General features: G+C 43.2%; 13 protein-coding genes. 11 read left to right on the forward strand and 2 right to left on the reverse strand.

The annotated features are described in order from the left end of the window. The first annotated feature begins 9 nt into the window (after positions 1-9). The 7 genes from PAENI_RS19380 to PAENI_RS19410 all read left to right on the forward strand — a co-directional run bounded on the left by PAENI_RS19380 (position 10) and on the right by PAENI_RS19410 (position 8,214). Complete coding sequence (locus tag PAENI_RS19380; RefSeq protein WP_149646405.1) at positions 10-558, forward strand: GNAT family N-acetyltransferase; 549 nt, start codon at positions 10-12, stop codon at positions 556-558. A 104-nt stretch (positions 559-662) separates the two neighbouring features. After that, positions 663-1,649 (forward strand): phosphotransferase, encoded by a 987-nt coding sequence (locus PAENI_RS19385; RefSeq protein WP_149646406.1) that lies wholly within the window; start codon positions 663-665, stop codon positions 1,647-1,649. Positions 1,650-1,879: 230 nt separating this feature from the next. Then, positions 1,880-2,383: a CYTH domain-containing protein gene (locus PAENI_RS19390; protein WP_076283838.1), complete on the forward strand. Its 504-nt coding sequence runs from the start codon at positions 1,880-1,882 to the stop codon at positions 2,381-2,383. Between the two features lie 102 nt (positions 2,384-2,485). Next, the gene (gene thrC / locus PAENI_RS19395; RefSeq protein ID WP_149646407.1) at positions 2,486-3,874 is read left to right on the forward strand and encodes a threonine synthase; all 1,389 of its coding nucleotides are present in this window, start codon (positions 2,486-2,488) and stop codon (positions 3,872-3,874) included. Positions 3,875-4,135: 261 nt separating this feature from the next. Beyond that, positions 4,136-5,122, forward strand: a complete 987-nt coding sequence (locus PAENI_RS19400; protein ID WP_042185046.1) for a Gfo/Idh/MocA family protein — start codon at positions 4,136-4,138, stop codon at positions 5,120-5,122. 19 nt (positions 5,123-5,141) lie between these two features. Beyond that, entirely contained in the window at positions 5,142-6,017 is an 876-nt protein-coding gene (locus PAENI_RS19405; protein ID WP_042124302.1) for a radical SAM/SPASM domain-containing protein, read from the forward strand. Positions 6,018-6,144: 127 nt separating this feature from the next. After that, positions 6,145-8,214 (forward strand): class I SAM-dependent methyltransferase, encoded by a 2,070-nt coding sequence (locus tag PAENI_RS19410; protein WP_149646408.1) that lies wholly within the window; start codon positions 6,145-6,147, stop codon positions 8,212-8,214. Positions 8,215-8,313: 99 nt separating this feature from the next. Here the strand turns inward: PAENI_RS19410 and PAENI_RS19415 are convergent, their stop codons facing one another. Further along, a complete protein-coding gene (locus PAENI_RS19415) occupies positions 8,314-9,072 on the reverse strand; it encodes a hypothetical protein (RefSeq protein ID WP_149646409.1) in 759 nt (252 codons plus the stop codon). Positions 9,073-9,321: 249 nt separating this feature from the next. Between PAENI_RS19415 and arfA the strand changes: the two genes are divergently transcribed. Then, entirely contained in the window at positions 9,322-10,812 is a 1,491-nt protein-coding gene (gene arfA / locus PAENI_RS19420) for an arabinosylfuranosidase ArfA (RefSeq protein WP_410477478.1), read from the forward strand. A 58-nt stretch (positions 10,813-10,870) separates the two neighbouring features. Here arfA and PAENI_RS19425 read toward each other — a convergent pair whose 3' ends face one another. Further along, entirely contained in the window at positions 10,871-11,758 is an 888-nt protein-coding gene (locus PAENI_RS19425) for a helix-turn-helix transcriptional regulator (RefSeq protein WP_149646410.1), read from the reverse strand. 229 nt (positions 11,759-11,987) lie between these two features. On the opposite strand from PAENI_RS19425, the gene PAENI_RS19430 reads away from it, so the two are divergent. From PAENI_RS19430 to PAENI_RS19440, 3 genes are all read left to right on the forward strand, one after another. Beyond that, positions 11,988-13,331 carry an ABC transporter substrate-binding protein gene (locus PAENI_RS19430; RefSeq protein ID WP_149646411.1) on the forward strand — a complete coding sequence of 448 codons (1,344 nt, stop codon included), beginning with the start codon at positions 11,988-11,990 and terminating at the stop codon, positions 13,329-13,331. 158 nt (positions 13,332-13,489) lie between these two features. Continuing rightward, positions 13,490-14,413: a carbohydrate ABC transporter permease gene (locus PAENI_RS19435; protein WP_081382818.1), complete on the forward strand. Its 924-nt coding sequence runs from the start codon at positions 13,490-13,492 to the stop codon at positions 14,411-14,413. A gap of 1 nt (position 14,414) precedes the next feature. Further along, positions 14,415-15,275: a carbohydrate ABC transporter permease gene (locus tag PAENI_RS19440; protein ID WP_149646412.1), complete on the forward strand. Its 861-nt coding sequence runs from the start codon at positions 14,415-14,417 to the stop codon at positions 15,273-15,275. The last annotated feature ends 3 nt before the right edge of the window (positions 15,276-15,278 follow it).

Consider the following 15,278-nt stretch of genomic DNA (forward strand, 5'->3'; position numbering starts at 1 on the left):
TAAAATTTAATGGAGGTAAAAATAATGTTAACTACAGAGTTACACACAGAACGATTACATTTAAGAAAAATGAAGGTATCGGATTCGCCAAGTTTGTTTAAAATTTGGTCTGATCCAGAGGTTACCAAGTTCATGAATATTGATAGTTTTACTGATGAAAATCAGGCAAAAGATATGATAAAACTTCTTGATGAATTTTCTCTAGATAACAAAGCTATTCGTTTCTCTATAATTGAAATGGAATCCAATGAAATCATAGGTTCTTGTGGTTTTAATTCCTTAGACTTTGAAAATGAGAAAGCGGAGATTGGATATGACATTGCTAGAGCATTTTGGGGAAGAGGCTATGCTTCAGAAGCTATAAGTGCTTTGTTAGATTACGCATTCTCAACTTTGAAGCTGAATCGAATCGAAGCAAAAGTGGAACCCGAAAACGTGAATTCAGTAAAAGTCTTGCGAAAGCTGAACTTTATGTTTGAGGGAACCTTAAGAAGGTATGAAAGAGTAAACGGAAAGTTTATAGATCTCAATATGTATTCAAAATTAATAACAGATTGATTATTAAAGGCAGTTTAACGCAAAAACTTAGATTTATCCCAGAGGTTATATAGGTCTCCATAAGGAATAAAAACTTATATACTATAAATATAGGAGTTGACCAGATGGAGACAATATTAACAGAGGAAATGATCTTGGATGACCTACTAAAAACATTTCATCGTTTATTCGGTATGAATGTAATTGAAACTACTTCGATAAAACGAGGCTGGTTAAACTTAAAGTGGAAAGTTACGACGGATGCAGGGGAATTGTTACTTAAACAATACAATAAAGAAAGATATAAATTATATAAGTCAGAGGAGATATTGTTAGCACTCTCTCAACAGATTAGATTGTATGACCAAGGTCTAGCGTGCCCCAAAGTGCTATCACAGAATGAAAGTATTTTGCTTGAATCTGATAATGGAGAACGCTTCCTGGTGATGGAGTATTGCCAGGGAAAACTAATTTCACCAGGTAAAATCAATGTCCATCAAATATATGATTTAGGTCGAGCAACAGGAAAAATGCATCGATTGTTAAATGACGGGACACTTGGCATTAAAAATAGTCCGCAATTTATTCCTCCAAGTCGTGAGGAGCGCTTAGCACATTGGAACTCCGTTTGGGAAAAGACTAAGGGACTTGGTAAACCTCAGCTGCTTGCTGATATAGAAACTCAATTTAAAGCTACTGAAGAAATGAATATAGAACTACTCGAATTACTTCAAACAGGCTGGGCACATCGTGACCTTTGGGTAGATAATCTTTTATTTAATGATAACGGATTATCTGCAATTCTAGATTTTGATCGACTAAAATATGACTATCCGCAGCTCGATGTAGCTCGTGCTGTGATGTCATGTGTCTTAGATGATAATTTAGATGTCTCCCTGGCTTCGGCGTTTATGGAAGGGTACAGTGAGGAACGCGACGTGGTAGAGGGCTATTTAACACATTCATTACAGTTGTTGTGGTATATGGAAAGCACATGGTGGATTAATGCTAACATGGATCAACATAGTGTACCGCCAGCTCGCTTTGCGAAGGAAATGATTTGGCTTGCGGAAAATCAAAAAAATATGTCCGCTTTGTTAGGAAATCTTTAGGCAGCGTAAAATTAACCACTATTCGTTAAGCTAACGGGTAACTATAGCTCAACTAAACAGCGACAGTCTAGGGCTTTGTCTCCACGTCCATGACTGCCGCTGTTTCTATTATTGAGGTAATTCGATAAGAACAAGACCTTTTTCCCCATAATCTACATTGACTTGGGTTTGTCTCACCCCTATGATGATTATTAATATAAAATAAATGGCACGAAGAGGAGCGAAACATCATGGCTTTGGAGATCGAACGCAAGTTTCTGCTGCCGGAATTTCCGGAGCAGCTTATTCAAGAAGGCGAATTGAAGATTGTGACCCGGCATAATATCGATCAGACGTATCTGGCGATAGACGGCGGACAAGAGCTGCGTGTGCGTAAAATTACGGATCTGGACTCAGGTGAGGTAACGTATACACACACGTTTAAGGATGGCAAAGGGATCAAACGCGAAGAGATCGAATATTTTATCTCGGAGGGTTTATATAATCAGATGATTGAAGCGGTTAATGCGGTAGCCTTGGTCAAAGAGCGGATTACGGCGGTGTGGAATGGCACAACGGTTGAGATCGACGTCTATTCTCAGCTGAAATTGTCCGTTCTGGAGGTTGAATTTGAATCTTTGGAGGAAGCGGAAAGCTTCAAGGCGCCGGAATGGTTCGGCAAGGATGTCAGCACGGAACGGCAGTACAGCAACAAAACCGTCTGGAAAGAGCTGCAAAATAAGACAAAGAATTAACGGACTTTAGCGCGTAAACGTGGTAGTATATAGGGAAAACAGGCAACGATTAAGTGAAACTTATATTTATATATAGTATATGAGGGGTTCAGGAGGATGAGCATGAAGTATATAAGCACAAGAGGCAATGTGGAACCTAAAGGCTTTATCGATACGGTGTTGATGGGACTTGCCGATGACGGCGGATTGATGGTTCCTTCCGAGATTCCTGTCGTTTCAGCAGCTACTTTAGAAGAGTGGAGAAGTCTTAGCTACCAGGAATTGTTCCTGAAGATTTTCGCCTATTACACTAATGATGAGATTCCTTTAGAAGATTTGCAGGACATGGTCAATACCAGTTATGGCAATTTCCGCACGCCAGAAGTAACGCCTATTCACCAAGTGAATGATTCCCTGTATGTATTAGAATTGTTCCATGGCCCTACTTTTGCCTTCAAGGATGTAGCACTGCAGTTTATGGGTGAGCTGTACTCGTATATTTCCAAAAAGCAGAACAAGATCATCCACATCCTCGGAGCAACCTCGGGGGATACTGGGGCGGCTGCGATTCAGGGTGTCCGCGGCAAAGAAGGAATCAAGATCTGTATTCTTCATCCGCATGGTAAGGTTAGTAAAGTGCAGGAGCTGCAGATGACTACGGTTGATGACAGCAATGTACTGAACCTGTCTGTTCATGGTAACTTTGATGATTGCCAAAAGGTGATTAAGGATCTGTTCGCGGATCTCGACTTTAAGAGTCGCTATCATCTGCGTGCGATCAACTCCATTAACTTTGTACGTATTCTGGCGCAGACTGTCTATTATTTCTATGCGTATTTGCATGTCGATGGCAGCAGCGAGAAGAAAATTAACATCAGTGTGCCTTCCGGCAACTTCGGTAATATTTTCTCCGGATATTTGGCGAAGCAAATGGGATTACCAATTAACAAGCTGATTATTGCCACGAATGAAAATAACATCTTGGAGCGTTTCGTGAACACGGGTGATTACAAACCGGGCAGCTTCACAAGCACATACAGTCCTTCGATGGATATCCAAGTGGCGAGCAATTTTGAGCGTTATCTATATTATTTGGTAGGCGAGGATTCCGAGAAACTATCCGCGTATATGTCCAAGCTGCAAACCGAGGGCAAGATTACGGTTGAAGGCGAGGCGCTTCAGCAGGTGCAGAAGGATTTTGCAGCGCTTGGCGTGAAGAATGATCAATGCTTGAATACAATTGCTAAGTATCAAAAAGAATATAGCTACCTACTTGATCCGCATACTGCATGTGGAATCGCAGCTTACGAAGCTTTTAATGGCTCGGATGAGATTGGGATTACCTTCGCGACCGCACATCCAGCTAAGTTTGATGAGGCGATTACTCTGATTGACATTAAGCAGGAATTCCCGGCACAAATTAAAGCGTTGTTCGAGATGCCACAACACCAAACCGTAGTGGATCATGACAAGGATGAAATTGTGCGTCAATTGCAGGCTTTTTATAAATAAGTTGTAAATCCATATGGCTTAGCAGGCTCCTGTTCTTAAGTTAAGAATGGGAGCCTTTTTACTGCATCCTTCGACAAATCATGTCGCAGTCTACCAGGAATAGTTTCTTATCGACAAAAGATGAAGGAGTGGTGCTTTTTTTCACAAGGCGGATCTATCGGAATTTGTCGGAAATTTGTCCTGAAAAGTAGACATGACTACCCTGAGAGTGAGAAAATAGCATATAGAGCTTTAGTAAGAACTAAAAAGGACGGGATTATCATGACAATTCGTTTCGGGGTCATTGGAACAAACTTTATTACAGACCGCTTCGTGCAAGCCGGCTTGGAGAATGAGGAGTTTATCCTGACAGCCGTGTACTCCCGCACAATGGAGAAAGGTCAGGCCTTTGCTGCAAAATATGCTGGAGCTACAATTTATACGAATTTGGAAGATATGGTTTCCAGTAAAGATGTCGATGCTATTTACATTGCAAGCCCGAACTCCATGCATGCTGAGCAGGCGATTATGTGCTTAAATCATGGCAAACATGTGCTCTGTGAGAAACCAGCTGCCTCAAACAGCGCGGAGCTTAGAGCAATGATTGAAGCCGCTCAGAACAATGATGTGTTGTTGGTAGAAGCAATGAAATCGACCTTCATGCCGAATTTCGGAGTGATCAGAGACAATTTGTATAAGATTGGTCAAGTACGTCGTTATTTTGCGAGCTATTGTCAATACTCATCGAGATATGACGCCTATAGACAGGGAACGGTATTAAATGCTTTTAACCCAGCCTTCTCTAATGGCTCGTTGATGGATCTTGGTGTTTACTGCCTGTATCCTATGGTAGTGTTATTCGGGAAACCGAAGTCTGTAAAGGCTGTGGGCCTAATGCTCTCTTCTGGAGTGGATGGAGAAGGAAGTATTGTCATGCAATATGATGATATGGATGCAGTTGTGATGCATTCCAAGATCGCTGATTCCTATTTGCCAGCTGAGATTCAAGGGGAAAGTGGTACAATGGTGATCGATAAGATCAACCAACCTTACCAAGTGAAGATTCATTATCGCGACGGAACCGTCGAGGAGCTTACGCAGCCTCAGGTATTCGAGTCTATGTATTATGAGGTTGAGGAATTTATCAACTTAATTAAGAATGGTGAACGGGAAAGCAGAGTTAATACACATGCCAATTCCTTGGCAGTAGCAGAAGTTATGGAGGAAGCCAGAGCACAAATCGGCCTCCGCTATGCCGCAGATCTATAAATAGAATGGGGAGCAGCACTTGAAGACTTTTAAAAAGGTATACATTGAAATAACAAGCGTCTGCAACCTGGCCTGCAGCTTTTGTCCACCAACCGCCCGAACGAAGAACTTTATGAAGCTCGATACTTTTAATACGATATTAGATGAAATTAAGCCACATAGTAATCATATTTACCTTCACGTAAAAGGTGAGCCATTGCTGCATCCCAAGATTGGTGAGCTGCTGGATGCGGCACATGCCAAAGGGTTCAAGGTCAATATTACTACCAATGGTACGTTAATTCATAAGGCTGGCCCTAAGATTCTTGGCAAACCTGCACTACGACAGATGAACTTCTCTCTGCATAGCTTTGATGGGCATGAAGGATCTGAGAACCGCGAAGGGTATTTGTCGGAGATTATTTCTTTTGTACGGGAAGCCTCCGCGCAAGGGGTCATTATTTCCTTCCGGCTGTGGAATTTGACGGAGGATAATCTGACCAATCTGGAGAAGAATCGGAACCGTGAGACCCTTGCTGTGCTGGAGGAAGCCTTTAACCTTGATTTCAAGATCGAAGAAAAGGTTGTACCTGGCAGCGGCGTCAAGGTTGCCCCACGGGTATATCTCAATCAGGACCATGAGTTCCGTTGGCCTGCACTGAACGAGCCGGAAGATGACGGAAAAGGGTTCTGTCATGCACTACGCAGCCAAGCGGCAATCCTTGTGGATGGTACCGTTGTACCGTGCTGTCTGGATGGTGAAGGAGTCATTAACCTCGGAAACATTCATGAGACTCCTTTCTCAGAAATCGTAGAGGGTGAGCGAGCGAACAATCTGTTTTACGGGTTCTCTCGTAGAGAGGCAGTAGAAGAGCTGTGCCGCAAGTGCGGATATCGGCAACGGTTCGGAACTTGAGGATTGGAATATAAACAGAATCGGGACATGGCAATTTCATGAATCCTGGTTCTGTTTTTTAATTAACGGGAGTGTATATATAATAATAAGTCTTTATAGTCTCCACTTTGGAGCGAAGGAGGAGTATATGCTGAAATCGTTGGAAGCCATCACCTTATACCGTGAAGGAATACAAGATCATTTGGAGGATAACCTCTGGCTGAAGCTTATTGTCCAAGCCGAGGAGCAGATTGTAAATTTGGAGCGAGTGGAATCTCTGGAGGAGTTGGACCGCAGGAATCCCGTGCTGGATTATGTGGAACGCAGTTTGCAGCTGCTAGACCAGCTTCCCCGTTCGATTTGGATCAAAGAGCTTGTGGAAGAAACATTAATCTGGTCAGAAGCAGCTAAGGGTGGCACATTAAAGGAGCGGTTACTTTGGCAGGAGGAAGGCATTAACTGTTTTGTACATAACATTGGCTCCGCACAGTTATACGGGAAACATTTGAGCGGTACGGTCTCTGACAAAAGCGCACTGGTTCATCAGCTTATTGAAACCCATGGACTGATAGGACAGCAAATCCGTGGGGAGGTGCCTCCGGAAGTAAATAAGCCGCTTCGTGATCTTGTGGAGGAACAATTACTGACTGCCGAGGAACTTGAACGCTTGCTAACCGTACTCAATCATTGCATCATCGGAGCTGTATCTCCCGAGCTATGGCTGAATGTAGAGCATGAAGTGAAACAGCTTATCACTCTGATTGCATCCGGTGAACTTGCTAGTCCAATGCCGATGAAAGAAAGACTGCGCAGAATGCGGCTAGGTCCGATCTCTAGAGGAGAGGATTTCACTACGGAATGGGCAAAGCTGACACAGGAAGGCTTCCATGCGGAACGGTTGGAGTCTTTAAGTAACACTATCTTCTGGTATGTGGAATCTGCAATGCAGACTTTCTCGTTGGAGCAATTTCTGAAGGTGATGTTGCTTGCAGCCCAAAGGGCTCAGAATGAACCCCTACGTCATATCAGCTTCGAGCAGGTTATGAACAGCATTTACTATGACTACAAGGGTGTTAAGAAGATCAATGTTTATAAGAAGCGGATTATAGAAAAATATTTATCGGAGCTTACATGGGAGGATATCGAAAAAGGGACTTTACCTGATGAGAATCCTCATCTAATGCTTCGTCCATACGCTAAGGAGCATCTGCCAGACACCATGTTTTTTCAGTTCCAATTCTCGGCAGCGGCAGAGAAGCTGATCGAATTCTGTATGGAAGCTGAAAAATCGCCCTTGTATGAACGTGCTGTGTTGCTGTTATTCGACTTGTTCGAGCTACGCAGAGACGCCTTCGACCGTTTTCATAATGAAGATACCTACTTAAGTCAAATGAATAATACCGCAGATTATAAGGCGGTGATTCTGGAGCATGTCATTGGGAAAAAAGTGCTGGATATCGGCCCTGGCGGCGGTGTGCTGCTGGATTTGCTGGAAGAGCGGATGCCAGAGGTTACCCCTATCGGCATTGATATATCGAGCAATGTAGTGGAAGCTCTGCGGCAGCGCAAGCAACGGGAAGGTCGTCAGTGGGAGGTCCTGCAGGGAGATGCGTTGAACCTTGAAGATTTCGTAGAGGCTGGAACGGTGGGTACGGTAATCTTTTCTTCGATTTTGCATGAGCTATATTCTTATGTGCCGCTTGATGGTAAAAAGTTCAATCATGACACCGTCTCGGCCGCCCTGCGAAGTGCTTTTGATGTATTGTCAGTGGGCGGGGCTATCATTATTCGTGATGGGATTATGACCGAACCCACAGCATTGCTGCGGAAAGTTCGCTTTCTGGAGGAGGACGGTATGGCGTGGCTGGAGCGTTATGCGAAGGATTTTGCCGGACGTCAGCTTCAGTATCAGAGATTAGGGGAAGAAGAAGTACTCATGCCTGTTAATGATGCCATGGAGTTTTTATATACGTATACCTGGGGCGAAGAGGCTTACATTCATGAAGTACAGGAACAGTTTGGTTATTTTACCCCTACGGAGTTTGCCTCATTTATTGAACAGACTTTAGGAAAGCAGGCGAAGATTGAAGTCTTCCGGCATTACTTGCAAGAAGGTTATACCGAAGCGCTGCGCGATAGAGTAAGGTTCATGGATGAGAGCGGACAGGAAGTGGCCTTGCCAGACAGCACCTGCTTTATCGTGATTCGGAAGGAATAGTTGAAAGATAACATCATCTGCATATAAAAAAGCAATCGGCAACCCCTTTGATGTGGTAGAGGTCCGATTGCTTTTTCTATATAGAGAATTTTGTCTTTGTTAGATTAGTATTTCTAGCTGCGACTTATCAGAATCTTCGGCTAAACGCTGAATTTCTTGGTAGGTGGCTAATTTCTCAGTCCGTTCCTGATCTTTAATTTTATCTCCGGTGTCTTTTATGGTATCGCCTAACGTTTCATTCATTTCCGATATTCTATCTTCGATTTTGGATAACTGCTCACGTTTGGCTGTTGCAGAATGAGTAGAACGAGCTTCATCCGATTCGATTTCCTTGGTCAGAACTCTTGTCTCGCCATGCATCTTAGAATGGGTAGAAGAAACTACCTCCATTTGTGAAACATTTTGGCTTATAGCAACAATCGTATTCAATCTTTCGTTTTGTATCTCTTGCTCGGTTTTAGGTTCATCCGATAGATCTTCTTTTTGAGCTTTTTCTAAGTTCTTTTGTTGCTCTTCAAAGGTGTACTTCGCAATTTGTTGGTCAATCGTTTGGAGCTGTTTATCGAATTCCTTAAGTTGATCTTGAATAGAATCAAGGTTATGTGAGTTTTTGGTGGTTCTTTCAATTAGGCTGTTCTTGCTATCGATGATACTCTGTTTTTGTTTAAGTAGAGAATCAACCATTCCGCTCATTTGAGATTGATTTTGAAAAGCTGCTTTTGCAGATTTGCTTATCGATAAGTGGTCTCCGCTACCACTTGTCTTGCTGTTTGAATTTATGGTTTTATCGTTAGTTTGGTGACTAACAGCTACATTAAGTCTCGTTCCCATAGCAGAGGTCATATTCGTTATATGCATAGCTCATTCTCCTCCTACGACGATAAGATCTATCTATAATATATCGGTAGATCAACAGGAAGAATTAATAAAGAAATTGTGGTTGGAAATTTTAAAAAAGTAGTTCAATATCTTGATATTCATTCCACTCTGATGTTGTTAGTATTAGTAATATAGCGCTTACTTGTAGGTTGTAATTGTTTAAGTAGTGGAACTAACCAACATAACTGAAGACGAGAGAGAGTGATGACCATGTCGAAAAAGGCCAAGATGACCATAGAAAAGGAATTCAAACTGGCTGAGGTAGATCCTAGAATTTATAGCTCGTTCATTGAGCATTTGGGACGTGCGGTATATGGAGGGATATATGATCCGGGCCATCCTTCAGCAGATGAACACGGATTTCGGCAAGATGTAGCTTCAATGATCGGAGAGATTGGTGTACCGATGATTCGTTATCCTGGAGGTAATTTTGTATCCGGTTACAATTGGGAGGATGGAGTAGGACCAGTAGCAGATCGTCCTCGAAGACTGGAATTAGCGTGGCGAACGACAGAACCCAATGAAGTAGGCACGAATGAATTTATTCGCTGGGCAAAAGGAATCCGTTCGGATGTTATGATGGCGGTCAATCTAGGGACGAGAGGCGTAGATGCAGCACGAAATCTGCTTGAATATTGCAATCATCCCTCTGGCTCTTATTTTAGCGATTTGAGAAGATCTCATGGCTTCGAGGAGCCGCATGGCATTAAGACTTGGTGTCTTGGCAACGAGATGGACGGTCCTTGGCAAATTGGCCAGAAGACAGCAACCGAATATGGGAGACTAGCAAGCGAAACCGCTAAAGCGATGAGACTGGTTGATCCGAGCATAGAGTTGGTGGCTTGCGGAAGCTCATTCCGTTCCATGCCTACCTATGCTGAGTGGGAAGCTACTGTGCTGGATCATACTTATGAGCAGGTTGATTATCTGTCCCTGCATACCTATTACGGAAATGCAGAGAACGATACGGCAAACTATCTTGCTAAATCACTGGATATGGATCTTTTTATAAAAGAAATCGTCGCTGTATGTGATTATATCAAGGCAAAGAAACGCAGTAAGAAGACGATGTATCTTTCCTTCGATGAATGGAATGTCTGGTTTCATACCCTGGAGTCAGACAAGCAGATTGACCCTTGGCAAGTAGCACCAGCTCAACTGGAGGACCAGTATACATTTGAAGATGCACTGATGGTCGGAAGTATGTTGATCACGCTACTGAACAATGCCGACCGAGTAAAGATTGCTTGCTTGGCTCAGTTGGTTAATGTGATTGCACCTATAATGACCGTAAGTGGAGGCTTAGCTTGGCGTCAAAGTATTTTCTATCCCTATATGCATACGTCCTTGTATGGCCGGGGAACGGTGCTGCATCCTATCGTGTCTTCACCTTTATATGACAGTAAGGATTATACGGATGTACCGCTGCTAGATTCCAGTGTAGTTTATAACGAAGAGAATGAGGAACTGGTTATTTTTGCGGTAAATAAAAGTCTGGAAGACATGTTGCTGCTGGAATGTGATATTCGAGGATTTGAGGGATATCGTGTGATTCAGCATACCGTGCTGGAGAACGCGGATGTAAAAGCAGTAAATACAGTAGTGCAGCAGTCTACGGTAACACCACATGATCGTGGGGATGCAAAAGCGGTCGACGGGCACCTCACGGCGTCCTTATCTAAATTATCTTGGAATGTTATTCGCTTGCAACGTGCTTAAGTGATTAATTGAAGAAACGGTTCTCGTCCTTTTAAGGGCGCCAACCGTTTCTTCTTGTCTATTTACAGGTGAATTTTCGTCTGAAATTTGAGGGAGAGATCCCTTCTTTCTTGGAGAAGCAGGAAGAGTAATAAGTAATATGATGAAAGCCAACCTCTTCAGCAATACGTGCGATGGACCAGGAGGTCTGGATTAACAGTCTTTTGGATTGCTCCAGGCGATAGGACAGAAGGTATCCCATAGGCGTTACACCGTATATTTTCAGCATATTTTTGGCGAGGTAGTTGGGATGATAGTTGAGCTCCTTTTGAAGGAGGGAGTTGGTCACCTCACGTGTGTAGTTTTGCCGAATGAACAGCTCAATCTTCTCAGCCAGTTGAATGGCGGTTGCATCTGACGCCTCTGCAAGATCACGGTCTAAGAATTGCAGGAACTGTTGGAAGGAGGCTTGACGCTTCCAGTTACGCATCGACTGGGGCTCCTGTTCCAGCTGAAAAAAGAACTCCAGCACCTCCATTGCTTTTTGTGAGATCTCCATATGTTTCGGAATAAAGATCGAACATACATCACTGTGATTCAAATATGCTTTCTGTTTATGGTTCTCGATGAGCTCGCTCTGATTATCCAGACATTCGTTCATATCCTGACACTCTTTCCAGCTACCAAAGGTCTGAAAATGAATCCAAATGATTTCGGTTTCTATAGGACAGGGGGCGAAGCCATAATGATGTGCGTCTGGACGAAGGATGAGAAATTGGCCTTCTTTTAATTCCCACTGCAAATCGTTCTCTGCGATTGGCAGGATGCCCTTCTTAACGATGATGAGATCAAACACACCGATGCAGTTTCGACTGATATGATAGTCTCCAGCATCGTAATGGGCACGGCCACAGTCTATGAAATAAGGAATAGGTGGTGTGATAAAGTGGAGAATCGGGGAGCTCATCTTACACCTCCAAAAGGTTGTAATTTTTAAAAATCAGGTTGTAATCGATCGTTTATTTTCATGATATAACATGTATTATTATAAATAAAGCGTTTCCTTTTAATGTTGTAATAATGTAATCCAATGCACAATGTTGAAGCGGTACTTTGGTACAAGCTACGTTGTGTAAGCGCTACCCAACTTACTCCCTAAGGGGTTAAGTATATAAATCATTCAAGGAGGAAGCTGAATGAAAAAGGCATCACTTTTCACGATGGTTATATTGTTGATTGTAGTTATGGGGCTCAGCGGTTGCGGTGGAGGAAATAAAGAAAAAACTTCAAACAACCAGCCAGCAAAAACGAACGAAAGCAAGGGGAGTACAGATACCGCCACTAAGACGGAACCGAAAAAAGTCATCTTCTGGACCTTTGTGGATGCGCACCAAAAATTCTATGAGAGTATGGCGGACAGCTGGAATGAAAGTCATCCGGATGAACAGATTGCTCTAGAAGCTACAACCATTCCTTATGATGACATGCATACCAAGCTACTGTTGGCACTGCAATCAGGCGTGGGTGCACCGGATTTAGTTGATATTGAGCAAAGTAAATTTCCGAATTTCATGAAAGGGAAACCGCAGCTTGTATCTCTGAACGACATACTGGAGCCTGAGCTCGGAAATATCGTCAAATCGAGAGTAGACATATACAGTAAAGACGGCACTTATTACGGGATTGATTATCATGTAGGCGCAACTGTAATGTACTACAACAAGGAAATCCTGGATCAAGCTGGTGTGAACGCAGATGATATTAAGCTGTGGAGTGATCTGGAAACTGCAGGTAAACAGGTGCTTGAGAAAACAGGCAAGCCGATGATTACCTTTGAAGGGAACGGAAACTGGTCTTGGTGGCCAGCGATTAGTCAACAGGGTTCAGACCAAGTGGATGTAGAGGGAAATGTAACCGTTGACAATCCGATTAATGTGAAGACGATGGAGTTCTTTCAAAAGCTAGTGAAGGAGGGTGTTGCTGCTGTAGCTCCGGGCGCGGGTCACGATACTGAGGAGTATTTTGGATACATGGATTCCGGCAGTGCAGCTTCAGTATTTATGCCTTTCTGGTTTATGAATCGCTTCACAGACCATATTCCTGATCTGAAGGGAAAAGTGATTATTCGTCCAATGCCAGCATGGGAAGAAGGCGGTAATCGTTCAGCAGGGATGGGAGGTACAGCAACTTCTATTACGAACCAAACCAAAGAAGAGGCTTTACTAAAGAAATTCTTGTCTTATGCCAAATTGTCTAAAGAAGGCAACATTCAAATTTGGAAGCAGCTCGGGTTTGACCCGATTCGTACGGATGTATGGACAGATCCGGCGATGAAAGAAGCGAATAAATTCACTGATTATTTTGGGACTGATATTTTTGATACGCTCATTAGCGTTAAAGATGAGATCGCTCCAGTTAATATCCGTGAGAAATCACCTGAAGTATTTGATGCCGTTCGCAATAAGGCGATGCCAGAAATTTTTAAAGATCTGAAAGATCCGGCCCAAGTACTTAAAGACGTGCAGGCCAGTCTGAAGTAGGAATCATAAAGCATCATGTTCTATTGGTTGTCTGTCATCCCCTGCACGATAAAGAGTACCGTTATAAGTGAGCGAGTACGAGACCCGGGGTGACAGACAATAAGTAGACGAAAGAACCCGCGGATGTGGGGGGATTTAACCCGACTGGAGGTAACGTTATGCAAATAGAAAGGGAGATCGTTCACACTACAAAGCGAAGATATCAACTGGGCAATTCGCAAAAAATAGCGCCTTATGTATTCGTGTTACCCTTTATTTTGTCTTTTCTTATTTTCTTTGCTTATCCACTGGTTAACGCTGTCATTATGAGCTTTCAGGAAGTATTACCCGGAGAAACATCCTTCGTGGGTTTAGATAATTATGAAAAGCTATGGAATGAAAATTTCGGGGCAGCGTTGTTTAACAGCACGAGGTATACACTCTGGACGTTGCTTCTTTTAATACCAGTTCCGATGGTGCTGGCTGTATTTTTGAATTCGAAGAAAATGGTAGCAAGTAATTTTTTTAGATCGACTATATTTATTCCTGCTTTGACTTCCGTAGTTGTTGCTGGGGTGATCTTCCGTCTCATTTTCGGTGAACTGGATGGGGCTTTGATGAACACGATTCTTCATTTGTTTGGGCTCGAGAGCAAGCAGTGGTTGTACAGTTCGAATCTAGCAATGTTTGCACTGCTTGTGCTCGCGGGCTGGCGATGGATCGGCATTAATGTACTGTACTTCTTATCTGCACTGCAGAGTATTCCGGGTGAACTCTATGAGGCAGCTGAAATCGATGGTGCAGGTAAAATGCGTAAATTCATGAGAATTACGGTTCCACTTTTGAAACCGATCACGGTGTATGTCGTGACGATTACTATATATGGCGGTTACGCCATGTTTACAGAAAGCTATATGCTGTGGGCGGGTAAGCCATCGCCGCAAAATATCGGGCTTACAATGGTAGGTTACATCTATCAACAAGGTTTCCAGTATTTTGATCTCGGTTTTGGGGCGGCAATTGGCATTACACTGCTGGCGATTACACTGGTGGTCAGCTTGGTGCAATTAACACTTACCGGCTTGTTTAAGAAGGAGGAATAAGATGATGCAGGATAACAAAAAAAATAAATTTTCTGCGGCCTCCATACTACTATTACTCTTGTTCCTTATTCTTGCAGTGTTCATGCTGTTTCCATTGTATGCATTATTTCTAGCATCCCTTAAACCGGCTACAGAATTATTCCGCTATGGATTGAATGTCAGGCTAGATTTCAATCTGATGAGTTTGGATAACTATAAGAGTATTTTTTCAGGTGTGGGTGCGGCAGGTAATTATTTTGCATGGTATAAGAATAGTGCAGTGATTACAACGCTCTTTACATTGTTGAGCTTGCTGCTCTCCTCCATGGTAGGTTACGGGCTAGGAATGTACCGATTCAAAGGCCGGAGCCTGATCTTTACGCTCGTTCTTGTTGTAATGATGATTCCGGTGGAGATTATTATTCTTCCACTTTATAAATTGACCATCTCACTGAAGCTGATTAACACCATTTGGGGCGTTATCTTGCCGTTTGTGGTGGCGCCGCTGCCGATATTCTTCTTTCGCCAGTTTGCACTGGGTCTACCGCGAGACTTCATGGATGCTGGTCGAATAGACGGATGCACAGAATATGGGATCTTCTTCAGAATCATGGTGCCGCTGATGGCTCCGGCCTTTGGTGCAATTACGATTCTGCAAGCGATGAACAGCTGGAATAACTTCTTGTGGCCACTTATTGTGCTACGGACAACCGAACAATTCACTCTGCCCATTGGGCTCGCTTCATTTGTGTCCCCACTAGGTAACAATTATGATGCGCTGATTGCGGGTGCGGTGCTAGCCATCCTGCCTATTTTACTTCTGTTTCTGTTCTTCCAGCGTTTCTTTATTGAAGGATTGACGGTTGGCGGAGTCAAGGGATAGACC

Source organism: Paenibacillus sp. B2(2019), from assembly GCF_008370385.1.
Classification (GTDB): Bacteria; Bacillota; Bacilli; order Paenibacillales; family Paenibacillaceae; genus Paenibacillus_AQ.

Bases quoted from the DNA above. Each gene is read 5' to 3' on its own strand.
- PAENI_RS19435 (WP_081382818.1), top strand. From the start codon at position 13,490: ATGCAAATAGAAAGGGAGATCGTTCACACTACAAAGCGAAGATATCAA.
- arfA (WP_410477478.1), top strand. From the start codon at position 9,322: ATGACCATAGAAAAGGAATTCAAACTGGCTGAGGTAGATCCTAGAATT.
- PAENI_RS19430 (WP_149646411.1), top strand. From the start codon at position 11,988: ATGAAAAAGGCATCACTTTTCACGATGGTTATATTGTTGATTGTAGTT.
- thrC (WP_149646407.1), top strand. From the start codon at position 2,486: ATGAAGTATATAAGCACAAGAGGCAATGTGGAACCTAAAGGCTTTATC.
- PAENI_RS19385 (WP_149646406.1), top strand. From the start codon at position 663: ATGGAGACAATATTAACAGAGGAAATGATCTTGGATGACCTACTAAAA.
- PAENI_RS19410 (WP_149646408.1), top strand. From the start codon at position 6,145: ATGCTGAAATCGTTGGAAGCCATCACCTTATACCGTGAAGGAATACAA.
- PAENI_RS19425 (WP_149646410.1), bottom strand. From the start codon at position 11,758: ATGAGCTCCCCGATTCTCCACTTTATCACACCACCTATTCCTTATTTC.
- PAENI_RS19390 (WP_076283838.1), top strand. From the start codon at position 1,880: ATGGCTTTGGAGATCGAACGCAAGTTTCTGCTGCCGGAATTTCCGGAG.
- PAENI_RS19440 (WP_149646412.1), top strand. From the start codon at position 14,415: ATGATGCAGGATAACAAAAAAAATAAATTTTCTGCGGCCTCCATACTA.
- PAENI_RS19415 (WP_149646409.1), bottom strand. From the start codon at position 9,072: ATGCATATAACGAATATGACCTCTGCTATGGGAACGAGACTTAATGTA.
- PAENI_RS19380 (WP_149646405.1), top strand. From the start codon at position 10: ATGGAGGTAAAAATAATGTTAACTACAGAGTTACACACAGAACGATTA.
- PAENI_RS19400 (WP_042185046.1), top strand. From the start codon at position 4,136: ATGACAATTCGTTTCGGGGTCATTGGAACAAACTTTATTACAGACCGC.